Annotated in this window: 12 protein-coding genes and 1 riboswitch; all 12 genes read left to right on the top strand. The window is 38.2% G+C overall.

Going from position 1 to position 11,804, the window contains the following annotated elements; genetic code table 11:
* Position 1 precedes the first annotated feature (1 nt).
* The 12 genes from gatB (at position 2) to QRN68_RS11565 (ending at position 11,469) form a co-directional block, all read left to right on the top strand.
* Complete coding sequence (gene gatB, locus QRN68_RS11620) at positions 2 to 1,429, top strand: Asp-tRNA(Asn)/Glu-tRNA(Gln) amidotransferase subunit GatB (RefSeq protein ID WP_285397045.1); 1,428 nt, start codon at positions 2 to 4, stop codon at positions 1,427 to 1,429.
* 371 nt (positions 1,430 to 1,800) lie between these two features.
* The gene (locus QRN68_RS11615) at positions 1,801 to 2,361 is read left to right on the top strand and encodes a thioredoxin family protein (protein WP_285397044.1); all 561 of its coding nucleotides are present in this window, start codon (positions 1,801 to 1,803) and stop codon (positions 2,359 to 2,361) included.
* Positions 2,362 to 2,508: 147 nt separating this feature from the next.
* The gene (locus QRN68_RS11610; protein WP_285397043.1) at positions 2,509 to 2,664 is read left to right on the top strand and encodes a hypothetical protein; all 156 of its coding nucleotides are present in this window, start codon (positions 2,509 to 2,511) and stop codon (positions 2,662 to 2,664) included.
* 44 nt (positions 2,665 to 2,708) lie between these two features.
* Positions 2,709 to 3,623 carry a diacylglycerol kinase gene (locus QRN68_RS11605; protein WP_285397042.1) on the top strand — a complete coding sequence of 305 codons (915 nt, stop codon included), beginning with the start codon at positions 2,709 to 2,711 and terminating at the stop codon, positions 3,621 to 3,623.
* 428 nt (positions 3,624 to 4,051) lie between these two features.
* On the top strand, positions 4,052 to 5,398 hold the full coding sequence (locus QRN68_RS11600) for a cytochrome ubiquinol oxidase subunit I (protein WP_285397041.1): 1,347 nt from the start codon (positions 4,052 to 4,054) through the stop codon (positions 5,396 to 5,398).
* A complete protein-coding gene (locus QRN68_RS11595; RefSeq protein WP_285397040.1) occupies positions 5,395 to 6,420 on the top strand; it encodes a cytochrome d ubiquinol oxidase subunit II in 1,026 nt (341 codons plus the stop codon). The genes QRN68_RS11600 and QRN68_RS11595 overlap by 4 nt, the downstream gene beginning before the upstream one ends.
* 12 nt (positions 6,421 to 6,432) lie before the next feature.
* Positions 6,433 to 6,555: a cytochrome bd oxidase small subunit CydS family protein gene (gene cydS, locus QRN68_RS11590; RefSeq protein WP_285397039.1), complete on the top strand. Its 123-nt coding sequence runs from the start codon at positions 6,433 to 6,435 to the stop codon at positions 6,553 to 6,555.
* Between the two features lie 427 nt (positions 6,556 to 6,982).
* Positions 6,983 to 8,356, top strand: coding sequence for a 23S rRNA (uracil(1939)-C(5))-methyltransferase RlmD (gene rlmD / locus QRN68_RS11585; protein ID WP_285397038.1), 1,374 nt, complete (start codon positions 6,983 to 6,985; stop codon positions 8,354 to 8,356).
* 134 nt (positions 8,357 to 8,490) lie between these two features.
* Positions 8,491 to 8,631 carry a hypothetical protein gene (locus tag QRN68_RS11580; protein WP_285397037.1) on the top strand — a complete coding sequence of 47 codons (141 nt, stop codon included), beginning with the start codon at positions 8,491 to 8,493 and terminating at the stop codon, positions 8,629 to 8,631.
* Between the two features lie 364 nt (positions 8,632 to 8,995).
* Positions 8,996 to 9,082, top strand: a riboswitch (cyclic di-GMP riboswitch).
* A 106-nt stretch (positions 9,083 to 9,188) separates the two neighbouring features.
* Positions 9,189 to 9,590, top strand: a complete 402-nt coding sequence (locus tag QRN68_RS11575; protein ID WP_285397036.1) for a hypothetical protein — start codon at positions 9,189 to 9,191, stop codon at positions 9,588 to 9,590.
* A 42-nt stretch (positions 9,591 to 9,632) separates the two neighbouring features.
* Entirely contained in the window at positions 9,633 to 10,346 is a 714-nt protein-coding gene (locus QRN68_RS11570; protein WP_285397035.1) for a hypothetical protein, read from the top strand.
* 43 nt (positions 10,347 to 10,389) lie between these two features.
* A complete protein-coding gene (locus tag QRN68_RS11565; protein WP_285397034.1) occupies positions 10,390 to 11,469 on the top strand; it encodes a methyl-accepting chemotaxis protein in 1,080 nt (359 codons plus the stop codon).
* Positions 11,470 to 11,804 lie beyond the last annotated feature (335 nt).

The following is an 11,804-nucleotide window of genomic DNA, read 5'->3' as shown; positions in this document are numbered from 1 at the left end:
CATGAACTTTGAAACAGTCATTGGTTTAGAAGTACACGTTGAGTTAAAAACGAACTCAAAAATCTTCTCACCAGCACCAGCCCACTTCGGTGCTGAACCAAATACAAATACTACAGTTATCGACCTAGGCTATCCTGGTGTCCTTCCTGTACTTAATAAAAATGTTGTTGATTTCGCAATGCGTGCATCACTTGCACTTAACATGGAAATCGAACAAGAAACAAAATTTGACCGTAAAAACTACTTCTATCCAGATAATCCGAAAGCTTATCAAATTTCTCAATTCGACAAGCCAATCGGTAAAAACGGCTGGGTTGATATCGAAGTAGATGGTTACACAAAACGTATTGGTATTACTCGTCTTCATATGGAAGAAGATGCTGGTAAACTGTCTCACAGTGGCGACCACTCTTTAGTTGACTTTAACCGTCAAGGTACACCACTTGTAGAAATCGTTTCTGAGCCAGATATTCGCACGCCGAACGAAGCGTATGCGTATCTTGAAAAAATAAAATCAATCATCCAATATTCAGATGTTTCAGACTGTAAAATGGAAGAAGGATCTTTACGTTGTGATGCCAACATCTCAATCCGCCCATATGGTCAAGAAGAATTCGGTACGAAAACAGAGCTTAAAAACTTGAACTCATTCAACTATGTTCGTCGTGGTTTAGAGCACGAGGAATTACGCCAAGCGGATGTACTTCTTTCAGGTGGAGTAATTGAGCAAGAAACTCGTCGTTTTGATGAAAAAACAGGTAAAACAATCCTTATGCGTGTGAAAGAAGGAACAGACGATTATCGTTACTTCCCAGAGCCAGACTTAGTACGTCTATCGATCTCTGATGAATGGTTAGAGCGAGTAAAATCAGAAATTCCAGAGCTTCCAGACGCTCGTAAAAAACGCTATGTTGAAGAATTAGGCTTAACTCCATATGATGCAGGAGTTCTTGTTATTTCAAAAGAAATCTCAGACTTCTTCGAGGCTATGGTAGCTAAAGATGCGGATGCTAAGCTTTCTGCAAACTGGCTTATGGGTGATGTTTCTGCATACTTAAATGCAGAACAAAAAGACCTTAAAGATACTGCATTAACACCAGAAAACCTTGCGGAAATGGTGAAATTAATCACTGACGGTACAATTTCTTCTAAAATCGGTAAAAAAGTATTTGCTGAATTAGTAGAAAACGGCGGCTCTGCAGGAGAAATCGTTAAAGCAAAAGGTTTAGTTCAAATTTCTGATGAAGGTGCATTACTTGCGATCGTTACAGAAGTTCTAGACAACAATGCCCAATCAATCGAAGACTTCAAAAACGGTAAGGATCGTGCTATTGGCTTCTTAGTTGGTCAAATTATGAAAGCAACTAAAGGTCAAGCGAACCCACCAATGGTTAATAAATTATTACAACAAGAAATTGCAAAACGTTAATTTCAATTACAACAGAAAGCCAAGAGAGCAAATTCGCTTTCTTGGCTTTTTATTTTTAAAAAATAATACATACTAAACATTCTTTGAGGTATCATTCAAAGTGTTCGACAAGCATTCAGTCAGCGGGGCAGTCGCTGGTATGCTTAGGTAAGTTACACATCGTGTCTTCCCTCAATTTTAATGTGGAATTATAATAAAAAATGGCTCATCCCCAAAAGTTGTCGATGAAATTTGTTAAGTGGAACGGAAATCAACCACACGTTTTGGTGATAAGACTAAAAAATACCAACTTAACACTTTATGGTTGTCTAAAAAGAGTATTCATAGCAAAATATAGAATAGAACATGATATAACATTAGGAGGTCAATCGATGAAAACAGAACAACAATATTTCAATGATGCGATTTCGATGCAACAATATATGGATAATATGACTACGTTAAAAGAGGAAAGCTTCCGTATTTATGATAGCTTTGAGGTGCCAACAAATGATGGCTTTATCGAGCTACTGAAGGACAAGCAACCAAAAATTTTAACAATTACTGAGGATTGGTGCGGGGACGCGATGTTAAACAATCCAATTATTCGTCGAGTTGCAGAGGCAGCAGGAGTAGAAATGCGTGCAGTACTACGTGATGCTGATACAGATTTAATTGATCGCTATTTAACAAACGGTGGCCGTGCAATTCCGATTTATATTTTATTAGATGACGCAGGTCAGGTTGTTGGAAAATGGGGACCACGTGCACCAGAATTACAGGAACTAGTAGTGAGTAAACGAGCTAGCTTACCTGATAAAGAAGATCCTACATTTGAAGATGCACAAAAGGCGTTATATGCAGCAATTCGTGAGGAGAATATTACTGATAAATCATATTGGACATTTGTTTATGAGGATTTTAAAAAGCAAGTAACAGCTGCGTTGAAATAATGGTAGATCACACGGCAGCACATCAGAGAATAGGATATGTTTGCCTTTATTGACTATTAAAAGGCTCATCACCAAAAGTTGTGGATAACATTAGTTAAAACGTATGCTATGTATATGAGTTGATTGGAGTGGAGGCTGGGCGACTCCTTGGGGATTAGCGTCACAGATGAGACCCTGGAGCGAGCATCGCGAGTGAAGCGGCTCATCGGACGCCCCCAGGAAAGCGCCCAGCTGGAACGGAAATCAACCACACGTTTTGGTGATGAACCTATTAAAAGTTCAATGCAACAATTAAACGTATAATACGTTGAAAGAAATAGAATCTTATGAAGCGAAGAAGGTATGTTATGAAACGAGCAAGAATCATTTATAATCCTACATCTGGACGTGAAGTGTTTAAAAAGCATCTACCAGAAGTATTGGAAAAACTAGAGGTAGCAGGCTATGAGACATCTTGTCACGCAACAACTTGCGAAGGCGATGCAACCGTTGCGGCAAAAGATGCAGTAGAACGTGGCTTTGATATAATCATTGCAGTTGGTGGAGATGGCACTTTAAATGAAGTTGTTTCAGGTGTGAGTCCTTTTGAAAATCGTCCGAAAGTTGGTCTAATTCCGATGGGCACAACGAATGATTTCGCCCGTGCAGTGCAAATCCCTCGTAATATTGCAGATGCCGTTGAGATTATAATAAAAGGTGAGACGTTGCCAGTGGATGTGGGTTTATTAAATGGAGAACGCTATTTCATCAATATTGCAGCCGGTGGACGCATTACAGAGTTAACTTATGAAGTACCAAGTAAAATGAAAACAATGCTAGGACAGTTAGCTTATTACTTAAAAGCAGTAGAAATGATTCCATCGATCAAAGCTTCCCACATGCGTATCGAATATGATGGTGAAGTGTTTGATGGGGATGCCATGATGTTTTTATGTGGCTTAACAAATTCTGTGGGTGGCTTTGAAAAGCTTGCACCAGACGCAAGTATTAATGATGGCTACTTTACTTTAATCGTATTGAAAAAAGTAAGCTTGCCTGAATTTATTCAGCTTGCTGCAATGGCATTAAGAGGCGAGCATTTGAATGATGATCGTGTTATTTATAAAAAGGCAAGTGTTGTAAAAGTATCTACTGAAGACGAAATACATTTAAACTTAGATGGTGAATATGGTGGAGACGCACCTGCAACATTTGAAAACCTAAAGCGCCATATTGAAATCTTTGTTCCACTAGAAGATATTCGGGAGAGTGACCGTATATAACGGACATTAAAAGCGGAGCTCTGTTTCATTCAGTTGAGAGGACTAGCTCAATTAAATTCAGGTAACTAATGCCTGATTCGCTTAATACACGTGAAGCACCAATAAGATATCCGAACGTTCGAATAGTTCAGAAAACTAAAAATCATCCCTAATAATTGGGATTGTGAATGAATTAAGAAAAATGTTTGGCAAAAGTGCGTATATTACTTGAACAAAATTTGAAACCTTTATAATAGGCCGGAATTTCGGTCCATTATAAAGGTTTTTTTCGTTGCAATAGTGGAAAATAAGAATAAGGGAAAGGAAAGGAAGTGTTGGCTTTGTATAAGTCGCAGGAAAGAAAGCTCATATGGCTAAGCTTTGGCGTTGGAATTATTATGCTACTTTCCATGCTTGGAAAAATATTTGGAAGTTAGGGGGGCAATGAAATGGTGAATGAATCAGCAGTCTTTTGGAGTAGAGCATTAACGGAGCTGACTTTATCGTTCCATATTATTTATGCGACGATCGGTGTTGGTGTCCCATTAATGATTATGATTGCTCAGTGGACTGGGTATAAAAAGAATGATGAGCACTATATTTTAATGGCAAGACGTTGGGCACGAGGTTTTGTTATTACAGTTGCAGTCGGAGTTGTAACCGGGACGGCAATTGGCTTACAGTTGTCTTTACTATGGCCGAATTTTATGCAGCTCGCCGGGCAAACAATTGCATTACCGCTCTTTATGGAAACGTTTGCATTTTTCTTTGAAGCCATCTTCTTAGGGATCTACTTATACACTTGGGATCGCTTCGATAGTCAGAAAAAGCATATGTTGCTATTAATTCCTGTTGCTGTCGGTGCTTCAATGTCAGCCGTATTTATAACAATTGTTAATGCGTTTATGAATGCACCTCAAGGGTTTGACATTGTGGACGGACAGCTTGTAAATATTCAGCCTTTCTTAGCAATGTTTAATCCAGCAATGCCGACAAAGGTAGCGCATGTTCTCGTTACAGCTTATATGACAGCTGCATTTGTGTTAGCGGCAATTGCAGGATACCGTATGCTTAGAGGCTCTAAGCATGTGTACCATAAAAAATCATTATATTTACTTATGAAGATTGGCCTGATTTTCTCCATTGCAGCAGCGATTATTGGAGATTTTTCAGGAAAATACTTAGCAGAATATCAGCCAGAAAAACTAGCTGCAGCTGAGTGGCATTTTGAAACAGACGATAAAGCTTCGCTTATACTATTTGGTGTATTAGATGGTGAGGAAGTAAAATATGCCATTAAAATACCTTATGCTCTAAGTATTTTAGCGCATAATAACCCAAACGCAGAGGTAATTGGCTTAGATCAATATCCTGAAGAAGATCGACCACCACTTTATATTCATTACCTCTTTGATCTCATGGTGTTTATTGGCATGTTTATGGTATTAGTTTCACTGCTTTACGTAGTCGGAAAAGCACGTGGTTGGCTATTTATCCATTCACGTTGGTTTAGATGGATTGTTGTTGCAGGTGGACCACTTTCAATTATTGCGATTGAAGCAGGTTGGTGGCTTGCTGAGGTTGGAAGACAGCCTTGGATCTTATATGGTTTAATGCGAACACCAGAAGGGGCCACAACGAGTGACCATGTGGATTTAATGCTGCTGTTATTTGCTGGTGTGTATGCTGTATTGGCAATAGGAAGTATTGTCGTTTTAGTTCGTATGTTCAAAAAGAATCCAATTGAGCGAGAAATAGAAGATCGTCATTCTGAAAAAGGCGGTGACATCTTATGACACTAGAGATTCTAGGTATTTCAGTATTGTGGATTTTCCTATTTGGCTATGTCATTGTAGCTTCGATTGACTTTGGTGCAGGCTTCTTCAATGCCTACAGTCTACTCGTTGGGAAAAATCATATTTTAACAAATATTATTAAGCGTTATTTATCACCTGTTTGGGAAGTAACCAATGTCTTTTTAGTATTCTTCTTTGTTGGGATTGTTGGATTTTTCCCGCAAACAGCTTTTTATTACGGAACAATTTTACTTGTTCCAGTGAGTATTTCACTTGTACTGCTTGCCATACGAGGCTCCTACTATGCGTTTGAATCATATGGTACACGTGGCCATATCGGGTACACGTTAACGTATGGTATAGCAGGATTACTCATTCCAGCCTCACTTTCTGTTGTCTTTGCGATTGCTGCTGGCGGCTATGTTGATATGGTTGACGGGCAACCTGTCCTAAATTACTGGACATTGTATACGAGCCCATTTGCTTGGAGTATTGTCGTACTGAGCATTGCAGCGGTACTCTATATTTCAGCCGTGTTTTTAACATGGTATGCTCATAAAGCAAAGGATGTAGAAGCAACAAAACTAATGCGAAAATACGCACTTGTTTGGGCGGTACCTTTAATGGTGAGCGCGCTTGGTATTATGTATGAAATGAAATCGATCAACACTGAAATTTACAATAATATGGTTAATTTATGGTGGATGTTTGCCATTTCAGCCGTACTATTTATCATTACTGTCGTGCTAGTTTGGATGCGAAAAAATTACGGCCTGGCAGTGGGACTATTGATTGCACAATTTGCCGTGGCATTCTTCGCTTATGGTATCGCTCAATATCCATATTTACTGTATCCGTATTTAACGATTTACGATAGCTTTACAAGTACACAAATGGCGATTGCACTCGTCATTGCATTTATCTTAGGACTATGTCTGCTTATTCCATCACTGTTCTTATTGTTGAAATTATTCCTATTCAACAAAAATTACGTGACAGGAAAAGAAGACAATCACGCATAGGAGGTTAGAGTGATGGAGAAATTTCTCATGTTTTATGCGCCATTTCTAGTAGTCATCATCGGTATTGCTTTTGCTTTCTGGTGGGCACCAAAAGATCACCATGTAACAAAAGAGGAAGGAAAGAGTCGCGAATAGCGGCTCTTTTTTCTACTTGTGTAAAGGGAGGGTAATATGTATCGGCTCGGGTGCTCAGATAGGGGAGCTGGTTATTTTTTTGCTTGCCTGAGCAGTTTGAGGGGAGAGAGTAGATCAGGCTAATCTGAGCAGTTTGGGATGATACCTGATCACTTCTCTGCTGTACCCGAGCGGTTTGAGGCGATACCTAATCACATTCTTGGTTTACCCGAGCGGTTCTGGGTGATACCTGATCACATTCTCGGCTTACCCGATCACTTCTCTGGCACACCTAAGCAGTTTGAGGGAAGAACTGTTCGGGTCGAGGCTGTAGTCGCTCAATCAGAGTCATGTCACTCAGTAAATTGACCTTACAAGATCAAGCCTTGTTCTTTTTTCATCCGCCACAACATGCTACAATAAGGAGATTGAAATGGAGGATGTACGAATGTCAGCACCCGTGAAAAAGAATGAACGATTAACAGTTTATATAGAAGATTTAACACATGATGGCAATGGCGTTGCAAAGGTCGATGGCTACCCATTATTTATCCAAGGTGCACTTCCTAATGAAACGGCGGAAGTACATGTTGTAAAAACGTTAAAAAATTACGGCTTTGCGAAAGTTGTAGAAATTCTCAAGCCATCACCAGATCGTGTAGATGCACCTTGTGAATATTTCAAGCAATGTGGCGGCTGCCAATTACAGCACCTGTCTTATGAAGGGCAGTTAAAATGGAAAGAGAATATGGTGCGTAATGTCATGCAACGCATTGGTAAAATTGATGCGCCTGTTCTACCTGTGAAAGGCATGGAAGAGCCTTGGAAATATCGTAATAAAGCCCAAATTCCTTTTTCCTTAAATGAAGCAGGACAAGCAATTGCAGGCTTCTATAAAACGAAATCTCATAGCATTGTGGATATGGAGCGTTGCTTGATTCAGACAGGAGAAGCGGACGCTATTCTTGCAGGCTTGAAAAAGGAATTAGCGGCAATCGGTATTCAACCATACAATGAGCTATCACATGAGGGAATGCTGCGCCACGTAGTTATTCGTAAAGCACGAGCAACGGGTGAAGTCATGGTTGTTCTCGTAACGAAAAAGAAAAAATTCCCGCAAAAAGAAGCAGCTGTTGCGACAATCCAAAAGCTTGTCCCGAATGTAACATCAATTATTCAAAACGTTAACAGCGACAAAACGAACGTGATTTTCGGTGATGAAATTGTAAACCTATGGGGCAAGGATGTCATTATTGATACAATTGGTGATGTTCGCTTTGAAATTTCAGCTCGTTCATTTTATCAAGTAAACCCTGAGCAAACAGAAGTCCTTTACAAACAAGCACTAGACTACGCTGACTTACAGGGTGATGAACGAGTAATTGATGCTTACTGTGGTATCGGCACAATTTCATTATTCCTTGCACAAAAAGCAAAGGCTGTTATGGGTGTTGAAATTGTCCCACAAGCTATTGAAGATGCAAAACGCAACGCAGCACTAAATGGATTTACGAACACGTACTTCGAGGCCGGACCAGCAGAAGAAGTCATTCCACGCTGGTATAAGGAAGGCAAGGAAGCGGATGTCCTAGTAGTGGATCCACCACGCAAAGGCTGCGACGAGGCTCTTCTTCAGACAATTTTAGAGCAACGTCCTAAGCGTGTTGTTTATGTGTCCTGTAACCCAGCTACACTAGCGCGTGATCTCCGTATTTTGGAGGATGGAGGCTATCAAACTCAGGAGATTCAGCCTGTGGATATGTTCCCGCATTCAACGCATGTAGAGTGTGTCTCGCAACTCATTTTAAAAGAAGGTATCTAATATTTGCAGTTGCCTTTCGATCCGTTTTTTATACTACTTGTAGCGGATTCAGTAATGAATACTACCATAGTGAGTACAAGTAATTAGAAATATTGGAATTAAGTTGACTCATCACTAAAAGTTGTGGGTGACATTTGTTAAAACGTATGCCATATAGGTTGATTGGAGTGGAGGCTGGACGCCCCCTGGAAAGCGCCCAGTCGGAACGGAAATCAACCACACGTTATGGTGAGGAGCCATTAAGTTTTAAAAAGAGTTTAAAATTGCTTACGTAGAATTATAAAAAAGAGTGGTTTTTAGGATTTATCCTAAAATGCCACTCTTTTTTATCGTTACATTTCGGTGAAATAACGCATTTATGAAAAAAGAATTATAAAAATTGAAGTTGATTTAATAATGTTTCTTCCTATTAGATGAATGTAAAAGAATATGCAGCCATTTGCTTTTCCTACAATCTGGGCAGGATTCGAGATTCCCTCTTTGTAAAATTACCCAACAGTATTTTTTTGTCAATTCCTTTAAATATACGGAAAAATTCTCTAATTCAACCGATATTCTTTAGAGAAAAATGCCTACTATCGACAAAAAATGACAAAACATTTATAATCTAAACGTAATATGTCAGCGTTATGTTAATAAAATTGAAAAAGGCAAACTTATCGAAAGGTAAGGACGCAAAGCTACGAGTCTAAAATCCTCTTGGATAATGATAGTCGGGTTGCCAAGATGATAAGTGATTTTTTGGCTATCCTAATTATGTGTAGGGATAGTTTTTTTTGTGGAAAAAATCAAGGACTGATTCCAATCAATCGTAGCGACAGATGTGCAATATATGAAAATTATAAAAAGGAGATTTGAGATGATAGTCGTAGATAAAGAGAAATATAAAATGGCGATTTATGAAGCAAAAAAAGAAGTACACGTCCAAATAATAGGGTTTATTAAACCAGCTCTTGTAGAGGATTATTTGAAAGATTTGCAAGAGACGGGGGCAAAAGTGCAAAAAAATGCATATACATTTGTTGTTGATGCAACACAGCAATCACCCCTTCCTTCAAAGATTTCGACAGATCTAGGACAAACATTAATGTTTTATGCATCACTAGGCTTTAAAGATATATTTATTGTTAATCCAACCTCTAAAATTGCATATGTGCAAGTGCGAAATGCTTTAGAGGGAGTTAATTTCCCAGGAACCGTAGTCGACAATGTTTCACAATTACCAATGCGTTAGTCTTTAATTAACTATAATCACATTTTGAAAGAGGAATTTACGATGCAAACAATTCAAGAATTATATACTTATGAAATACTTACAAAGGACCAACCGGATTTAATTAAAATGACAGCAGAATGTTTAGCAAAAACATTTACTGGGGTAGAGGTTGCTGGCAAATGGGTGCAAGAACCGATTATTGGGCACGCCTTAAAACTACCTTACGAAGATTTCTATCAATTTACGAAGGAATATATTGAAGCAAATGTTCATCAAGGTTACTGTGCTGTTGCACTAGATAAAGAGCAAAATGTTGTAGGCGCACTAGTTGGAGATACGAATGTCCTTGAAATTATCGAAGGGGATATTTTTGAAGGCACGTTTGCCGATATGAATATTGTTATGCGTGTATTAGAGGATATTGATGAACGTTTCCTAGAAGATTATAAAAAACGTTTTGGAAAAGATATGGAAGATGGGGAAATATTACATTTATTTTTATTAGGTGTAATTGCTGAGCATAATCGTCATGATATTGTACAAAGTTTAGGCGATATATTAATAAAAAAAGCAACAGAAGAAGGCTTAAGATTAGTATTAGCTGAAGCGACAAATCCAAAGTCAATGCGTTTGCTGGAGAAGTATCAAGGTCTTACAAAATATGTAACCGTAGAAGGGGACTTTATTGTTCATAAATATGAAAGCAATGAAAATCTAAACAGTATTCCATCGACTGTAGCAGATGGAATTTACATCATTGTAAAAGAACTATAAAATTTCATCACTAATACGTTAGTAGAATAGGAGAATTTTTTTCATGGAAGCTATTATGCTAGGGATTATTGTAGTTTTATTATGTACATCTTTGTTTTTTGCTTACCGATATTTTTCACTTAAAGGTCATTCCCATATAAATAAAGAGGTACTAAATGGAATGGATGAATTATCAGCAGGTCGAGTAAGTGAACAATTTAATAAATTCGCAAATAATGTGAATGAAAAAAGTGGAAATCTTTTAGAGCATGGAGAATACGCAACTGAGAAGGCCGATACTGTAAGGGCCGCAATCGATGAAGTCGGTAAAGGATTAAAAAAGCAATTAGTCGCTACTGAAGAGAGTTCTACTTCTATCGAAGACATCACAGTGGCTATTGAAGAACTATCTATAAGATCTAACCAAATTTCAGAACAATCGAATACGACGTTAGAATTGACGCAAGAAGGTAATGAAAAGTTAAAAGATTCGATGGTGAAAATGGAGCAATTTAATCAAACGATTAATACGACATTTGATGCAATCAATATACTTGGAGACAAATCGTACGAAATTGGTAACATTGTTAAAGTAATTACGGGGATTTCAGAGCAAATAAATTTATTAGCATTGAACGCAGCTATCGAAGCAGCTCGTGCAGGAGAACACGGTAAAGGGTTTGCTGTCGTTGCTGATGAGGTTCGTAAATTAGCTGAACAATCACGTCAGTCAGCTAATGAAGTTTCGAATATTGTAAAAAATATTCAAGAAGAGACGAACAAAGTTGTCACATCAATGAAGCAAGGAACAGAAGAGTTTGAACAAACAAATACGAAAATATTAGAAATTGGAAATATGTTCGAAAAAATTGTAGATACTACAAAAATTATTGCTGAAAATAATGCGGAATCATCTGCAAGCACAGAAGAACTATCTTCAAGCTCTCTGCAAATTATGGAGGCAATGAAGGATATTTCTTTCATTTCACGAGAATCAGTAGAAATGTTTGAAGAGTTAGTTGGCATTAGTGATGATGAATTAAATACAATGCAAAAACTAGTTCAAGAAGCAGAGCATCTTATAGATTTCAAAAATGATGCAGAAAAAATACTTTCTTCATTAAATCATCGTGTAGAAAGCTAGAATGGTAGTGCCGAAAATAGGATCGCTGAAGCTAAGTAACTTGAACTAGCTAAATAAACCTAATTTAAGCGTACATAGCTTTTATTGAGGTGTGTCTTTGGAATAGCTAACTTAATATTCGTTGAAATTAAAAGCAGACGGTTTAGAAATGCGATATTGCACCTCTAATTGGCCGTCTACTTTTACTGTACTGGCTAGTCTCACCACATTGTGAAGCGATAGCGTGGTGGAGTTGGTATAATAGAAAAGCAGCTGATATAGAAGAAATCTATACCATCTGCTTTTTTGGTGCGCCCGGCATGCGTATGAACTATAGGGTGTAAGTCCCGAACCCC

It is taken from the genome of Lysinibacillus sp. fls2-241-R2A-57, from assembly GCF_030209535.1.
Classification (GTDB): Bacteria; Bacillota; Bacilli; order Bacillales_A; family Planococcaceae; genus Lysinibacillus.
The sequence above is the reverse complement of the archived record's forward strand: the minus strand, read 5'-3'. Positions and strand labels throughout refer to the sequence as shown.